This is a genomic window from Oceanobacillus oncorhynchi (assembly GCF_000821065.1).
GTDB lineage: Bacteria > Bacillota > Bacilli > Bacillales > Amphibacillaceae > Oceanobacillus > Oceanobacillus oncorhynchi.
The window spans coordinates 2,941,623-2,957,914 of sequence record NZ_CDGG01000001.1 but is presented as its reverse complement, the minus strand read 5'-3'; the positions used below and the strand labels follow the sequence as shown (position 1 = coordinate 2,957,914).

General features: G+C 36.4%; 15 protein-coding genes and 1 pseudogene. All 16 read right to left on the bottom strand.

The window, feature by feature from the left end:
* Positions 1-95 precede the first annotated feature (95 nt).
* Positions 96-683 carry a YdhK family protein gene (locus BN997_RS14165; RefSeq protein ID WP_084613035.1) on the bottom strand — a complete coding sequence of 196 codons (588 nt, stop codon included), beginning with the start codon at positions 681-683 and terminating at the stop codon, positions 96-98.
* Between the two features lie 7 nt (positions 684-690).
* Entirely contained in the window at positions 691-3,117 is a 2,427-nt protein-coding gene (locus tag BN997_RS14160) for a heavy metal translocating P-type ATPase (RefSeq protein WP_042533236.1), read from the bottom strand.
* 86 nt (positions 3,118-3,203) lie between these two features.
* Positions 3,204-3,410, bottom strand: a complete 207-nt coding sequence (gene copZ, locus BN997_RS14155; RefSeq protein ID WP_042533234.1) for a copper chaperone CopZ — start codon at positions 3,408-3,410, stop codon at positions 3,204-3,206.
* Between the two features lie 74 nt (positions 3,411-3,484).
* Positions 3,485-3,832, bottom strand: a complete 348-nt coding sequence (locus tag BN997_RS14150; protein WP_042533232.1) for a metal-sensing transcriptional repressor — start codon at positions 3,830-3,832, stop codon at positions 3,485-3,487.
* A 561-nt stretch (positions 3,833-4,393) separates the two neighbouring features.
* A pseudogene (locus BN997_RS14145) lies at positions 4,394-6,087 on the bottom strand (FAD-dependent oxidoreductase).
* Between the two features lie 17 nt (positions 6,088-6,104).
* Positions 6,105-6,416, bottom strand: a complete 312-nt coding sequence (locus BN997_RS14140) for a rhodanese-like domain-containing protein (protein WP_306432742.1) — start codon at positions 6,414-6,416, stop codon at positions 6,105-6,107.
* 92 nt (positions 6,417-6,508) lie between these two features.
* Positions 6,509-6,871 carry a rhodanese-like domain-containing protein gene (locus BN997_RS14135; RefSeq protein ID WP_052485023.1) on the bottom strand — a complete coding sequence of 121 codons (363 nt, stop codon included), beginning with the start codon at positions 6,869-6,871 and terminating at the stop codon, positions 6,509-6,511.
* Positions 6,872-7,065: 194 nt separating this feature from the next.
* Positions 7,066-7,326 carry a metal-sensitive transcriptional regulator gene (locus BN997_RS14130; RefSeq protein WP_042536145.1) on the bottom strand — a complete coding sequence of 87 codons (261 nt, stop codon included), beginning with the start codon at positions 7,324-7,326 and terminating at the stop codon, positions 7,066-7,068.
* Positions 7,327-7,397: 71 nt separating this feature from the next.
* On the bottom strand, positions 7,398-7,997 hold the full coding sequence (locus BN997_RS14125) for a class I SAM-dependent methyltransferase (protein ID WP_042533228.1): 600 nt from the start codon (positions 7,995-7,997) through the stop codon (positions 7,398-7,400).
* A 232-nt stretch (positions 7,998-8,229) separates the two neighbouring features.
* Positions 8,230-9,561, bottom strand: a complete 1,332-nt coding sequence (gene cstB, locus BN997_RS14120) for a persulfide dioxygenase-sulfurtransferase CstB (RefSeq protein WP_042533226.1) — start codon at positions 9,559-9,561, stop codon at positions 8,230-8,232.
* 21 nt (positions 9,562-9,582) lie between these two features.
* Positions 9,583-10,650, bottom strand: a complete 1,068-nt coding sequence (locus BN997_RS14115; RefSeq protein WP_042533224.1) for a DsrE/DsrF/DrsH-like family protein — start codon at positions 10,648-10,650, stop codon at positions 9,583-9,585.
* A 233-nt stretch (positions 10,651-10,883) separates the two neighbouring features.
* Positions 10,884-11,141, bottom strand: coding sequence for a glutaredoxin family protein (locus tag BN997_RS14110; RefSeq protein ID WP_042533222.1), 258 nt, complete (start codon positions 11,139-11,141; stop codon positions 10,884-10,886).
* 52 nt (positions 11,142-11,193) lie between these two features.
* A complete protein-coding gene (locus tag BN997_RS14105) occupies positions 11,194-11,970 on the bottom strand; it encodes a sulfite exporter TauE/SafE family protein (RefSeq protein ID WP_042533220.1) in 777 nt (258 codons plus the stop codon).
* 428 nt (positions 11,971-12,398) lie between these two features.
* On the bottom strand, positions 12,399-12,959 hold the full coding sequence (locus BN997_RS14100; protein WP_042533219.1) for a DUF1641 domain-containing protein: 561 nt from the start codon (positions 12,957-12,959) through the stop codon (positions 12,399-12,401).
* Positions 12,960-13,014: 55 nt separating this feature from the next.
* A complete protein-coding gene (locus tag BN997_RS14095; protein WP_042533217.1) occupies positions 13,015-14,214 on the bottom strand; it encodes an FAD/NAD(P)-binding oxidoreductase in 1,200 nt (399 codons plus the stop codon).
* A gap of 834 nt (positions 14,215-15,048) precedes the next feature.
* Positions 15,049-15,945, bottom strand: coding sequence for a LysR family transcriptional regulator (locus tag BN997_RS14085; RefSeq protein WP_042533212.1), 897 nt, complete (start codon positions 15,943-15,945; stop codon positions 15,049-15,051).
* Positions 15,946-16,292: the final 347 nt, after the last annotated feature.

The following is a 16,292-nucleotide window of genomic DNA, read 5'->3' as shown; positions in this document are numbered from 1 at the left end:
ACTTCCTCCTTTGATTTTTTCATATGATGATATACTGTGTTTTCATTGGTCTCGACAGATTTTATGAGGAGAACTTTATAAAAAGAGGTTACCTCTTAATTTGCCGGTGATAACTCTTCCTCTGTTACCCATTTATGGTATTGAACTTCTTCTCCAGTATCTGTGGTTTCAAAATCAACCATATAGACAGTGATTTCATCTGCCGAATCGATTTCCGCATGAGCACCGTCCATTCCTTCCATATGATCGGCATTCAATACAACCTCCGTACCAGGATCTAATGGGGCAGCATCTGGATTTTCCAACTCTTCATGGATGACCCACTTATGATTCTCGATCTTCTTTCCATCTTCTGTCGTATAAGATACGGTGTAAACCGTTGTATCAAATGCACCGGAGACTTCCGCAACAGCACCATCCATTCCTGGCATATGATCGGCACTTATGATTGCCTCACTGCCGATTTCAAATGTCGGTTCCTTTGCTTCTTGAAGACCTGCAGGGATGTCTCCAGAACTGGACATTTCTTCAGCTGAATGATCCATCCCTTTATGCTCATGCTCATCTGCGTGTTCATCGTGTCCCATTTCTCCGCTTGCCAGTGGATTTTGCCCAGTAATAATGGCAAACGCTGCGAAAACAGCCACTACATAGATAATCCCTAAGGAAACCCATTTCTTAATGGACATATTATTGGCCCCCTTTTAATTTCAATCGTTGTAATCGTAAAGCATTTAGTACAACGGATACTGAACTGAATGCCATCGCTGCTCCGGCAACCCATGGAGCGAGCAGTCCAATTGCTGCGACTGGAATGGAAGCTGAGTTATAGAAAAAAGCAAAAAACAGGTTCTGTTTGATATTACGCATTGTTTTTGCACTAATTTGTACACTGTCTGCTACGCTATTTAAATCGCCGCGCATCAGCGTAATATCCGCTGCTTCAATCGCTACATCTGTTCCTGTACCAATCGCCATGCCGATATCTGCTACAGCTAACGCTGGTGCGTCATTGACACCGTCACCAACCATGGCTACTTTTTTGCCTTCCTGCTGAAGTTTTCTAACCTCATCTGCTTTTTGCTCGGGAACGACTTCTGCGATAACACGATCTATTCCTACCTGTTTTCCAATTGCATCAGCTGTCCGCTGATTATCTCCAGTCAGCATAATGACTTCTAATCCTTGCTCGTGCATTCTTTGGATAGCTGTCTTAGAAGTCTCTTTCACAGTATCTGCCACCGCAATAACACCCGCTAATTGATTTTCCAAACCAATTAACATCGCTGTTTTCCCATCTGATTCAAGGTCTGCCATATTATCTTCTACAGAAGAGACATCAATATTCTCTCGCTTCATTAGCTTTCTTGTACCGACAAAAATCATTTTCCCATCTACAGATGCTTGAATACCGTATCCCGGTATCGCTTCAAAAGAATCGGTTTCTTGAATCTGAACGCCTTTTGCTTTTGCACCTTTTACAATTGCTTCTGCCAATGGATGTTCAGAATTATTTTCAGCAGAAGCGACGAAAGCGAGCACTTCTTCTTCTGTAAATCCTTGCTCAGGCAGAACATCTGTTAATTCAGGTTCTCCTTTGGTTACTGTTCCTGTTTTATCTAAAACAATTGTGTTCAGGTTACGTGTATTTTCTAAATACTCTCCGCCTTTAAACAAAACTCCCAGCTCTGCTGCTCTGCCTGAACCGGCCATCACAGATGTCGGAGTAGCCAGACCAAGCGCACATGGGCAGGCGATGACCAATACCGTAATCGCAGGGACTAAAGCAGAGCGTAAATCGCCAGGTGCAACAAAGAAATACCATACAAGTCCCGTCACAAGTGCTATTCCTACAACGATGGGAACAAATACGCCAGACACTTTGTCAGCAACACGCTGAATGTCGGCTTTACTTCCCTGTGCTTCCTCAACTACCTTTACAATTTGAGACAGAGCTGTATCCTTACCAACCTTGGTAGCTTCCATCGTCAGCAAGCCATTTTTATTAATAGTCGAACCAATAGCTACATCTCCTGTCTTCTTATCAACAGGAATACTTTCCCCAGTAATCATCGATTCATCAACTGCTGATTCCCCTTTTACAATTTGACCATCCACAGGGATTTTTTCACCAGGACGTACCATAACCACATCACCAACGATTACTTCTTCAATTGCAATTTCTTGTTCTTTTCCGTTTCTGATGACGCGGGCAGTTTTTGCCTGCATGCCAAGCAATTTTTGAATTGCCTGACCTGTTCTTCCTTTGGCACGAACTTCAAATAGTTTTCCAAGCAGGATTAATGTGATAATAACTGCCGCAGCTTCAAAATAAAGCTCTGGCATACCAGTCTGACCTTGTACCTGCCACTCGTAGCCGAGGAAAATACTATAAACAAAAGCAACCGTTGTTCCTAATGCAACAAGGACATCCATATTCGCACTGCCATTTTTCAATGCTTTATATGCGGATTTATAAAATTGTGCACCAACAATAAATTGGACGGGCGCCGCTAATGCCAGCTGTACCCACGGATTCATCAGCATATCCGGTGAATAGATAAACGACGTAAATTCAAAGTGTGTTACCATTGTCCATAATAAAGGAAGGGTTAAAATGGCTGAAAAAATAAATTTCCCTGTCTGATGTCGAATTTCTTCTCCTTTATTATTTGCTGTTTCTTCTTTAGATGATTGCACTTTTAAGCTGTAGCCTAATTTTTTTACAGCTTCCATCATATCGCCTGCAGTAACTTGGCCTTGGTCATAATCTACTGCTACGTTTTCTAAAGCAAAGTTGACAGAAGCGTTAGAAACACCTTCCATTTTATTTAATCGTTTTTCAATTTTATTGGCGCACGCTGCACAGGTCATACCCGATATATCAAATGTTTGCTTATCATGCGCAACATGATAGCCTAATTTTTCAATTTTATCTTCAAAATCCTGCACATTTGTTTTATCAGGATCATAAACAACCTTTGTTTTTTCAATTGCAAAGTTGACATTTGCATTTTCCACGCCTTCTATTTTGTTGAGCCCTTTTTCAATTCTATTGGCACATGCTGCACAGGTCATGCCTTGAATTTGTAAGTTTACTTCCTTTTGTGCTCCCATTTTCTCCACCTCTATTATACCCTTTGGGGTATTAAAAATTCAAAAAGGAAATCGTGCTGCTGAAAGCACGATTATCCCCTTCTTATTTAAGCGACATCATAGCCTTGTTCTTCAATTACTTCTGTAATTTCTTTTAAATTTACTTTATCAGCATGGTAGGTTACGTCTACTTTTCCATCTTCTAAATGTACTTTGACAGATTCAACTCCATCCAATTCTCCTACGTTGCCCTCAATTGAGTTGACGCAATGGCCACAAGACATTCCTTGAACATTTAACGTTTTATTTTCCATGTAAATTACCTCCTAATTTTTAATTCATCTTCATATTACCATACCCTAGATAGGTATTGTCAAGTTAAAAATTTTTACTTCATTATTTTTGAGATAGTTGTCATAAACTCTGCAACAATTTCTGGGTCTTTACTCTCTAACCTATCCATTACACATGTGTTTATATGGCTTTCCAGAAGCAGTCTTGAAACAGAATGCAATGCAGATTGCACCGCTGACATTTGCGTTAAAATATCATCACAATATACATTCCGGTCAATCATTCGTTTAACACCTTTGACCTGCCCTTCAATCCGGTTCATGCGATTCATTAAATTTCGCTGAAGCTCATCTGTCATATGCGTGCTGGAATCTTCTCCATCTTCAGCGCAACACATTTTCTTCTGTTCGATCGGAGCCATTTGTTCAGTTGTCTTACCCATATCTATTCTCCTCTCTTGTTTCAAGGATTATTGATTATTCAACCTAATCCGCTTCTAAATACCCTTATATAGTATGCAAACAAATAAAAGTCCATCTATTTTAATCAACAGGTAGTATATGTAAAATATTATTTTCTATTCTTTTTATTAATAATAGCCAGAGTGAATTATTTCAAAGCGGCTATGACAACTCCCAAAAAACGCATTACTTACTTATTATTATGCGAATAACAAATCTAACTTCCTGCTTTTTAGGAAAAGTATCTTTAGCATCGGAAATTTAATTCATTGAGTAAAATACATGTATTTTACTTTGAAACGTAATATTTTATTAAAAATGAGAAAACATTCTTATTATGAATATTCTTGATTCAATAGGTGATAAATTAAATCCATTCTCTTTTTATTCTCAAAATCTAATTGATAAAAATGGTATATATTTAGCTTTATTGTACAAGTTATTACATGAAAACCAAATCATCTATAGTAATAGGAAAACGCACTTTTTTCAGCAGAAAAAAGTGCGTTTTCTTTCCATACCTAATGATAATATAACTATCTTTACTTAAAATTATACGCTGTTACAATCTTCTCTCTATTCATAGACAAATCATTAAAGTATTCATACAGATTAATGCCTAAATAGGACCCAGAAATATTATATACTTTCTCATAACCTAAGTTATTTAGAGCCATTACCATGTTGTAGCTTCGTTGACCTGACCGGCAATGTATATATACAGGTTCATCTTTCGGAATTTCTGTTAATCTGTCTCTAAATTCACTTAAGGGAATATTTATTGCATGTTTTAGATGACCAGCATTGTACTCTCCTTTTTCACGGGCATCAATGATAAAAGCATGATTCTCCACTAACTCACGTACACAGGAAACCCTTACTTCTTTATATCGGCCTTCTAATTGATTTAATGCTACAAGCGCTGCATGATTAACAACATCTTTTGCCGTTCCCAGCATTGGAGAATACGTTAATTCAAGTTCTTTTAAATCATCTAAAGTCCCATTCATCGTGATTATCGTTGCAATGACATCGATCCGTTTATCGACATTACCTTTTCCAATCGCTTGTGCACCTAAAATCCGCCCTGTCGGGTATTCATATACTAATTTAAAATGCATTGGATTACTATTTGGCATCAAACCTACTTTATCTCTAGGCATCACATAGACAGAATCAGATGATATACCGGCTTGTTCCGCTGTTCTGACATTTAAACCAGTGGAAGCTGCATTTAAATCAAAAAGATGAATAGAGGAAGAGCCAATAACCCCTTGATTCCTGCTTCGAATTCCATACATATGATCTGCAGCTGCTCTGGCCTGCTTCTGGGCAGGTCCCGCCAGTGCTAACCTGGCCGGTTTGTGTAATAATCGATGGTATACTTCTATGGCATCTCCGACTGCATAAATATTTGGATCACTTGTAACGTAATTCGTATCCACTTTGATGGCGCCTGTTTCACCGATTTGAAGACCTGCTTCTTCCGCTAAGCGCGTTTCTGGTCTGACACCAATCGCTAAAACAACTGCCTCTGCTTTTATCCTTCTTCCAGAATTGGTCTCTACAAAACCAGCATCTATTTTTGCTAAGCCGTCATCTAAAATAAGATTGACTCCTTGGTCAACCATTTCTTTATGGAGAATCTGGGCCATATCGTAATCAAATGGAGGCATTACTTGACTGGCAAACTCTACTAAAGATATATGATAGCCTGCCAGCTTTAGATTTTCAGCAACCTCCACACCAATAAATCCCCTCCAATCACTGCAATATTTTTTATATCTTCTTGTTTTATGAAGTCATTCATATTTTCAATATCAACCACATTACGAACTGTGAACACGTTGGGATGATCGATGCCATCCAAATTTGGCCGAATTGGTTTCGCTCCAGGTGAAAGAACTAAAGAATCATACGGTTCTTCGTAAGTTCTATCCGCAATCAGATCTTTAATAGTAATTGTTTTTTTATCACGATTAATTTTCATAACCTCTTGATTTACTCTTGCTTCAATATTATATCGGTTTTTAAATATATCTGGATTCATTAAAACAAGATCTTGACTATCTTCTACAATTCCACTTAAATGATAGGGTAAGGAGCAATTCGAGAAAGATACATGCGGACCTTTTTCAAGCATAATAATTTCGGCATGTTCATCTAATCTTCTTACTCTGGCAGCAACGGATGCTCCGCCAGCAACTCCTCCAACAATTAATATTTTCTTCCCCATTGCTATCACACCTTCCGTTATTCTATTTCACCCTGCCAAGCCATCATGCCGCCAGTGATATTTATTACATCGTAACCCTGTTCAGTTAAAAAATCACATGCGGTGGAACTTCTGCCTCCGGAATGGCAAATCAAGTAATAATGTTCATTCTTGTCCAACTTTTCTAATGAATCTGCTAACTCCCCTAAGGGAATGTGTTTCGCTTCAGGGATTTTCCCCGCCGCTACCTCAATCTCTTCTCTAACATCAATTATGTTTATATGTTGGCACTGTCTTATTTTTTTCGCTAATTCGTTTACTTGTATACTTTTCATAACATCCTTCTCCATTTCTGCTTCCTCCGCGGGGTATACATATAGTGATAAAGACCCGTGAAAAACTTACTCTTGAAATGATAATAATTTATAACCGGAATCCGCAATCACTGTGAATGCTTCCATGAACTCATTCCGCCTTGTACATTCACAACCGCTTGAAAGCCTTTCCGCTTAAGAAATGATGCAGCACGGCTACTGCGCATTCCGCTTTGACAAATTAGAAATACTTCTCTATCTGAAACCAGCTCATTCCACCTGCTGTTTAGTTCGTTTAAAGGAATATTTTTCGCTTCTTTTATTTTATTTGCTTGAAATTCCCCCTTTGTTCGAACATCGATCAGCTGTATATCACTCTTTTTAAGCTTTTGCTTTAATTCCTCCGTAGTTATTTGTTTAATTCCCTTTCGTTTCAATTGATTGAGTATTATAACAAGCAGCACAAAAATCGCTATGATTGTATATATCATTTTTTTATCCTTCCTCCAATACATTTGGGGTAGTTCAGGTGCTTCGCAGTCCTTCACCTTAGCTGCGAATGCTTTATCATAATTGGTAAAAGGTAATTTATTTGTTTACACCACATCTATTTACCCCATACCCGTACGTGTATTATTATTACTTAAAAATTTTTGCTAAGATAGACTGAATTGCTTTGTCTATCCTAGCGGCTCTTCACTAATAAGTTGACTGCCTGGTCAACAAACTCGGTGGTATCTTCTCCTTCTTCTACTGCCTTTTGAACGCACTCAACAAGGTTTGAACTAACTATAACTCCCATTGTACGATCAATGGCAGTACGTGAAGCAGACAGCTGCGAAACAACATCACGACAGTCCTGACCCTCTTCCATCATTTTCAAAACGCCTCTAAGCTGCCCTTCTATACGTTTAATCCGATTTTTCATCTGGTTATTATATTCCACCATACATCGCCTCTTTCTAATTAATTTTATAAATCCCTCATATTTATCCAAGATTTCGCAGGTATTACTTTTTAAACTGGCTTTTGAGCAATGATTTGAATAACATGAGCTGTTCCACTATGAAAATTACCTTCACTGCGCTCCACTTCTCCCATAAAGAAATGAATCATTTTCCAATCTTTAAAGACTTCTAACACTTCTTGAGGGTCATATAGCATATCCTCTATTTTCGGACCGCCGCTCTCATAAGGTATTTGGTAAATAGAAAAAACCTCAGAGACATAATAGCCGCCTGGTTTAATAGACTCCTTCACATTTTCTAATACCTTATGACGCAGCTCTGAATCAAAGTGACCATATATACAAACTATTTCATCCCATTTATTTTTAGTCCAGTCAGCTTGATTTAAATCAACCATTTCAGTATTAACATGCACATTTCGTTCATCGGCGAGATTTTTCAACTTTTTGATGCCTTCTTTAGACGAGTCCCATGCAGTGACATCCAAGCCTTCTTCAGCTAAAAATACTGCATTGCGTCCTTCCCCCTCGGCAATTGCTAAAACTTCGCCTGAAAACGGATGATTTTTATGCATCTCTTTCAAGAATTCATTCGGTTCTTTTCCGTACACATATTCATTTGTATTAAATTTCACATCCCAATGATTCATCTAATTACTCCTTTCTTCATCAAAGATACCATTACTCCTATAGGTACGCCAAATGTTTTAACTTATCGGGTATTAAAACGCTATAATAAGAATTTATTTTTTATTTAACATAAGCAGGAAATACTCCCCAGATGAATATTAGAGAGTATTTCCTTTTTTAATTTTAACGTTTTTCTTTGCCATGAAAATGTTTTTTTAAAAAGGAGATTACACATCTCTCTGTTATTCCTTACTATAAATCCTTCTTAATATCTTTATATCCTTCTTTTACGTTAATGATATTTCTAAAGCCTTTTTTCTCTAACAGCCCAATTGCAATGGAGCTTCTAACCCCTGACTGACAATGAACGAATACTGGTTCATTCGTATCAAAAGGTACTTCCCTTTCTAACAATTTACCATGTGGTATATGCACAGCTTGTTTTAAATGACCTTGATTCCATTCACTCTCATTACGGACATCCAGCACATTTTTCTCTTCACCGGTGATATCTTTACTATGCACATGCTGAGAAATAACTTCATCTCCTGGTTTTACATATCCCTTTACAATGTCAAAACCAATTAATTGTAAGACATGCGCAGCATCTTGGACTGTTTGGTTATCACCTACAAGGTTAATGGGCTGATCATAATCTAAATACCAGCCGATTTGATTGATAAAGTTTTTATCAAACGGAATATTAACAGTACCATGTTGATGTCCGCCGTGATAGGCGCTTCGCGTGCGAATATCAAACGTTTGTAATGCTATGTCCTCCGCAGGATATACAATGTATGGTTTAAAATAGTCACTGCCATACTGATTAATTTTTTTCATTTGAGCAAAATGATGCGGCGGTTCCGGCTGGTCTGTTGTTAATACTGTAATAAATGTTGCTTCATCAAGTGCTTGAAATGCCCAGTTGTTTATTTTTTCATAACCTAATGTCGACATCGGAACTGCACCAAGTGATTTTCCGCAAGGGCTTCCGGCACCATGCCCTGGCCAGATTTGAATATAATCAGGTAAAGCTGTTATCTCCTGAATGGATTGATACATCTGTTTTGCACCGATTTCTGTGGAGCCGCTGACTTGTACCGCTTTTTCCAGCAAATCTGGGCGTCCAACATCCCCAACAAATAAAAAGTCTCCTGAGAATAATCCCATTGGTACAGAAGATCCGCCTCCTTTATCTATAAGCAAGAAGCTGACACTCTCCGGGGTATGTCCGGGTGTATGAATAACCTTTAGAGAAACGTTGCCAACATGAATTTCATCATTATCCTTAACGAATATCGTACCATCCGGCATATTTTTATAGCCTAAAGTGTCATCTCCTTCACCAGATACATAAATTCTTGTCTTTAATTTTGCTGCAATATCACGAATACCTGAAGCAAAGTCTGCATGAATATGTGTTTCTGCAGCATGCGTAATTATTAAGCCTTCAGCTTCTGCCACTTCAATATATTCACGAATGTCTCTTTTTGGATCAATAACAATCGCTTCCCCTGTACGCTGGCATCCAACTAAATAAGAACTTTGTGATAAATGCTGATCATAAAACTGTTTAAAAAACATAATAATTTCACTCCTTGGTTTTTAAATAAATAGATTATGTTTCGCTTTTTCTGTTTCACCGATATACGTACCTACACCGGCAAATTCAATTTCTGAGCGTAATTCTTCTTTCTTGATTCCCATGACATCCATACTCATCGTACATGCAATCAGTTTAATATCCTGCTCAATTGCTTTGTCTATTAATGCTGGCAAACTATCTACATTTTTCTGCTTCATAATAAAACGCATCATCCGGTTACCTAAACCAAGCATGTTCATTTTCGATATAGGCATGTTGACAGGAGTACGAGGTAAAAATAAATCAAATAATTTTTCCATCCCCCGTTTCTTCACTTTTTCTTTATTATTAAGCTTTAGAGCACTTAATCCCCAGAAGGTGAAGAAAATCGTTACCTCTCTGCCAGCTGCTCTTGCTCCATTAGCAATGATAAATGCCGCAAGTGCTTTATCCAATTCACCACTGAATAGTACAATTGTTGTGCCATTCGAAGTTTCTTTTATTGCCATATCCTTATTAATTTGTTCTTCTTTTTGGATAATTGCTCTAATATGCTTATTGCTTTTCTCTAATTCCACAATGGAATGACCCGTTTGAGCAGCCCAGCTTCTTACATCACTATGAAAACCAAAATCAGTAACTTTAACTTCTATTTGCTTCCCTGCATCCATTTTTTGAACTTCCGCATTTAAACTGACAATTGGTCCCGGGCATTGCATGCCGCTATAATTAACAAGCTTACGATTATCTTGAATTTTTAATTCTCTCTTTTCCTCAGCAAGAGAACTATTTTTCTCAGCAAAAGCTGAATAACCACCATCTAAATTGACAACCTCAAATCCTTTACCTGCTAAAAATTCACTTGCCTTTTGACTCCTGGCGCCAGATTTGCAATGAATATAATATGTTTTATCATTTTCAGGATATTTGTGTTCAATTTCCGATAATGGAAAATTGTACGCATATTGAATGTGACCTGCTTCATACTCCGAGGTTTCACGTACATCTAATAATTGCCCATTCTCACCTAACCTCTCTAACTCTTCTTTTGAAAAGTCATTAATATGTTTTGCTTGATAGTTTGCCATAATAATCTCCCCTTTGTATACCTATAGGGGTATAATAACTGATGATTAAAGAGATGTCAAATACCATATAGGGTATTTTATAAGCTATAATTATTTCCTAATATTAAATAAGCAAGGGGAGAGACATACAAAAATATAATAAAAATTGACAAACTGGATTAGCAGCGTGCAGGAAATTCTGAGATTACTCTCCTCAACGAGAAGGTTTAACCTCACTACTTTATTTTTTCACCTTATTTGCATAACGTCTTTTTTTGATAAAACAAGGCTTGCATTATTTTTTCTGGGTTAAATCCAGAAATCCGTTTTCCATTTATAACAGTCTGTGGTACAGATAACCTTTTTGTTTTTGAAATTAATTGATACATTGCAACAGGATTCATATCCACATTCACTTCTTTATAAGGAGCTTCAAAAGAATCCAAAAAACTTTTTACCATGCTGCATACTGGACAAAATGTTGATGTATATATCGTTATAACTTGACTCATCCCTATTCCTCCTTAATTATTAGCTGTCTGCATATTTAAAAGATAAGAACAATCAAATAATATCCGTCCAGATTTTTAAGGCAGTGGCAAAGATTAACAATGCTAATATTGCCTGTAATATTTTGATGTTCATTTTTTTCCCGGTATTTGCACCAATTGGAGCAGCAATTAAGCTGGCAATTATCATGACAGCTGCCGGCCCGTATAATACCTGATCTGTAATAATTTTTCCTATAGCTGAACCGATAGAGGATAAAAAGGTAATTGCTAATGAGGAAGCGATTGTTACCCTTGTAGGTATCTTTAATATTACAAGCATAATCGGAACAAGCAGAAATGCTCCAGCGGCACCTACAATCCCAGCTCCCAGCCCCACAATAAATGCTGATATAACTGCAATCAAATGATTAAATTCCACTTGACTATTCTCTTTATCCTCTACATGCTGCTTCGGTACAAACATCATTACTGCGGCAATAGTGGCCAGCATGGCATATACCAAATTAATATTACTATCTGATAATAAATCAGAACCAAATCCGCCTATAAAGCTTCCAACTAAAACAGAAATTCCCATCGTTAATATTAAGGATTTATTTAGATATCCATCCTTTCTATATGCCCACATGCCGCCAATTGTTGAAAAGAAAACCTGAATAGCTAAAATACCAGCAACCTCTGATGAAGATAATGAGCCTACTCCAAGCAGTACCGGAATATATAATAAAAGTGGATAATTAATAATTGAACCGCCAATACCTAACATCCCTGATACAAACGATGCAATAAGCCCGATAAAAAATAATACAATAATAAAACCTAATTCCATTTGATCACCTGTTTTCCTACCAATACTAGCAGGCTGATTTCTTATAATCTTCTAGTAAAAGCATAATGTTTGTGCGATTACTTAAAACGATAAAGTGTGTCATCCCTTTGTTATTGGAAATTTTTCTTTCGTCCATGCTACATATCTGCCTTTTACGTTCAATACATTTTTAAAATTATTTACCTGTGTCAGGCTGTCAGCAACTGCTGAACGGGCATCAGAACGACAATTGCATCAAATAAATTTTTTTAGGTAATTCTTCAATTTGATCAACATGTGTGCCTAACATAATATGGTCGCACCAGCTATTCTTCCTTCTTCCCAAATTATCGATTCACCAGTTTGTTGACAGCCAATTAAATAAGGTTTTTTGTGCTAAATTTTCATCAAAAAAGGAGCGAAAAATATGCCTTCTCCTTCATCATCTATTATTTTTCTTTGTCTGCAACTTCAAGGAATGATTCTAAATATCGGAATCCTTTTTGAATGGTTGGATCCTTCAATAAACGGTACATTCCATATAAGGAAAAATTAACAGTATTATCATTCTGTTTGTACTGTTCATTTGTCTCCTTTATAACCTTGACTGCCTTATCCAGTGGAATAATATCATTTATTCCTTTTAATGCATATTCAACAGATGCTGTATCGTTTAAAAAGTCATTAACGAACTGAGAAACTTCATCAGCCTTCTTTAATAACGGGACTAATTTAGGCAATAAATGCATCAGTTCCAGAAGGGAAGTTAAATGTTCCTGGTTAATATGCAGGTTTTCTATTTTTTCTTCTATTTCATTACTAATAGTAGATAATGATTGTTTGTCTTCGATGACATTCTCAATAAAATCCAATTTATCATCCAGCTTCTGTACTCTTGATACAAAATCAGGGAGTTTTTGGACGAGATAATATAGAGCGTCTACCTGTTCCTTTTTCTCCAGTTCTTGTATTACATCATCCATCGTGGACTGCTTTTGAGTAGTGTCCAATTTTAAAACCTCCTTTTCATGAATATACTAATATTCATAAACTTGTATTATTTCACTACATCGTTCCTTTCAACATTCCATTCCAGTACATTATTGGCAGCAGATTTTTCTTCACAATATACATACTGCTTCTTTCTTTTGATTGGTCAATTGGAAAAGTTTCTTGTGGATTTTTATCATAATCAAATTCCGCCATCACTAATTTGTTGACACCTGTCACCAATGGACAGGATGTATAACCATCATATTTTGCTTTCATCTGTCTGCCATTCATAATAGAAAGAATATTTTCAGCAACTACAGGGGCTTGTTTACGTATAGCTGCTCCTGTTTTAGACGTTGGAAGACCAGATGAATCACCAGCACTAAATATATTTTGGAACGTTTTATGTTGAAGTGTGTAAGGATCAACATCCACCCAACCAGCTGCATCTGCAAGCGGGCTGGCCGCAATAAAGCTGGGAGCCCCCATTGGCGGCGTAACATGGATCATGTCATAATTAACTTCCATTTTTTTATTTGTTTCTATATTTTCAAAGACCGCTAATTTATTCTCCCCATCTATTTCAATCAAATCTGTCATATAAGTGGTTTCGATACCTTTTCGATCAATAACCTGTTCTAATGTTTTCGCATAGGTCGGAACTGCAAAAATATTACCTGTACCAGAAATAAATTGTATGTTTGTTTTTGCGCGGACACTAGATTTGTTGAAATAATCATCTGCCAGGTACATAATTTTTTGTGGAGCTCCCCCGCACTTAATTGGGGTGCTCGGTTGAGTAAATATGGCGTTTCCACCTGAAAAGTTTCTAATATTTTCCCAAGTGCTTTCCACGAACTCGGGTGAGTAATTACTGCAGACACCATTTTTTCCAATTGCTTCTTTCAGCCCTTTAACTCTGTCCCACTTTATTTCAATACCAGCTGCTACAACTAGAAAATCATAATTAATCTGTGAGTGTGCATCTGTTATAACTGAATTTGTATCTGGGATAAATTCTGTCACATTTTCTTTAATCCATTGAACGCCGTCAGGCATAAGGGTTTCCTGTTTTCGATGAGAATCTTCTAATTTAGATTGACCGCCGCCAACTAACGTCCATAAAGGCTGATAATAATGGTCCTCTGAAGGATCAATAATCATTATATTTTCTTTTAAATAAGGTGCATTTCGAATGATTCGAGATGCAATGGAAATCCCCGCTGAACCCGCACCAACAATAACAATTTTTGAAAATTTACTTTCACTCAATTTTTCTCCCTCCTAATTAGTCGTTTTAAAGATAGGTTGAAAAAATTCTACTTAATTAATCAAAGCTTCTCAGGTTACATTACTTTGATCAGCTTTATCTGAGAAATCGATTAATCATAAATTTGCTGTTATTATTATCCTACTATATAAAAACCTTTATAAATTATAGAAGAATGTTATGGGCCATAATATTTTATTATTCTTTAAAGGAAAAACCGTTTTCACAATAAAACCCGGTTTAAAAATACATTTGGCTCTTCAGGTTACATTGTCAATGCCAGCTCTAAATCAAGCTCTAACAGTATTTTCAAAAGGCATCAGACAGTATAGATTATATTGTGAGTTAAACTTATCTCGACATCGGAAAAGTGCGAAAAGAAAATTTGACAAGCCTTATACAATTAACGATTTATTAATAGAGGATTCCGTATTCTTTTCTCAAACGTATTAAATGGACATGCTCATGTAGATATCTATATTGGAAATAATCAGTTTATCTATGCAGACACAACTACTGGTGTAGCTGCTTTATCCTTACATATCTCTTACTAAAGCTCAGATTCTGATAATTATAAGGGTTCATTAATTTCACTTCATAAAAAAAAATCTGTACCATTGCTATTTTCCTTCATAGCTGGATACAGATTTCCCCTGATATTTTCCTGATTTTGAAAAATACTTATTTTTTGTCTCTCCCCTTAAAAATACTATTTTGAGTATAACTGTACAAACTTTAAACTCATCCCGTATTAACAGGAGTCATTTACATACTGCCCGTCCTCCACAATAGACTTTAGGAACTTCAGACCTTCTCTATATGTAAAAAATAATAGATTAAAAGTTAGATTTCCGATCTTTTAAAAATTGAGTAAATAAATTGATGCTATTTTTGGGAAATCTTGTTGTTCTTTTTACAATCCATAAATCTCTAGAAATAGTTATATTCGAAATAGGCATATGTGTAACAGCCCCTAATTCAAGTTCATGCGCCACAGAAAGTTTAGGGATTATTCCAACACCAAGACCAGATTCAACGCCGCTGATAATTGCCTGGGTACTCCCAAGTTCTAAATAATGTCGTATTTCTTCCAAAACATTATTTTCTGCAAATACCGATTCTATAATTTTTCGCGCACCTGCATCCTTTTCCCTTAAAAGGAGCCTTTCCTCCGTTAAATCTTCTATATTTATCCTCTCTTGATTTTTCCAGCGGTGGTTTTTCGGAATTATCAGTATCAGCTCATCTTTGGCAAATTTCTCAATGTGAAAATCTTTATGCATAACCTTCCCTTCTACTAAAGCGATATCGATTTCCGAACTTTCTAATTTAGAGATGATGGTAGGTGTATTTCCGATAGCTAAACTAAATTCAATATTTCTGTATTTTTTTTGAAACTTACCTAACACTTTTGGCAGAAGATATTCTCCGATTGTTAAGCTGGCTCCAACATGTAATGTTTCCTCTTTATCATTAGATATATTGCCCATTACTTCTTGAGAACGTTTATAGTATTCAACGATTTCCTTAGCGTATGGATATAATTTAGAACCTGCATTTGTAACACGTATTGTACTGCCATCCCGATCAAACAAAGCAACACCATAATGATTTTCCATTTGTCGTATTTTACTCGTTACTGCGGGCTGCGTTACATAGCTTGATCGAGCTACTTGGCTAATACTGCCCTGTTCAATTACCTTACAAAACATTTCCAAGTTATCTATATTCATAGTAATAACCACCTTTTTCATAGAGAGATTCAAAAAAAGACATTTTAAAATCATATTTGCTAAAATTCTTTATGTCTATGCGTATAATTAGTGTTAATACTCTTTAACATAATTATTCATTTATCTCACTATGTAATTTCTATAAAATTTCTTTATCCATTTTTATTATTTTCTTACTGGATAAACATAAGCTACAAAACGGTTTGGAGCATTACTAACCATATGAAATGGTTAACAGGAAGTTAAAACAAGAACTATCGTGTCTTCCTGCAATCGTTTATTTCAGATTTTCTCCAGTTACCATAAATAAAGGGGATGTTTTTTAACATTCAATGCAATTAGTTTAT

Coding starts and splice junctions, on each gene's coding strand:
- BN997_RS14160 (WP_042533236.1), bottom strand. CDS start 3,117: ATGGGAGCACAAAAGGAAGTAAACTTACAAATTCAAGGCATGACCTGT.
- copZ (WP_042533234.1), bottom strand. CDS start 3,410: ATGGAAAATAAAACGTTAAATGTTCAAGGAATGTCTTGTGGCCATTGC.
- BN997_RS14150 (WP_042533232.1), bottom strand. CDS start 3,832: ATGGGTAAGACAACTGAACAAATGGCTCCGATCGAACAGAAGAAAATG.
- BN997_RS14140 (WP_306432742.1), bottom strand. CDS start 6,416: ATGGAGAAGGATGTTATGAAAAGTATACAAGTAAACGAATTAGCGAAA.
- BN997_RS14135 (WP_052485023.1), bottom strand. CDS start 6,871: ATGATATATACAATCATAGCGATTTTTGTGCTGCTTGTTATAATACTC.
- BN997_RS14125 (WP_042533228.1), bottom strand. CDS start 7,997: ATGAATCATTGGGATGTGAAATTTAATACAAATGAATATGTGTACGGA.
- cstB (WP_042533226.1), bottom strand. CDS start 9,561: ATGTTTTTTAAACAGTTTTATGATCAGCATTTATCACAAAGTTCTTAT.
- BN997_RS14115 (WP_042533224.1), bottom strand. CDS start 10,650: ATGGCAAACTATCAAGCAAAACATATTAATGACTTTTCAAAAGAAGAG.
- BN997_RS14110 (WP_042533222.1), bottom strand. CDS start 11,141: ATGAGTCAAGTTATAACGATATATACATCAACATTTTGTCCAGTATGC.
- BN997_RS14105 (WP_042533220.1), bottom strand. CDS start 11,970: ATGGAATTAGGTTTTATTATTGTATTATTTTTTATCGGGCTTATTGCA.
- BN997_RS14085 (WP_042533212.1), bottom strand. CDS start 15,945: ATGAATATAGATAACTTGGAAATGTTTTGTAAGGTAATTGAACAGGGC.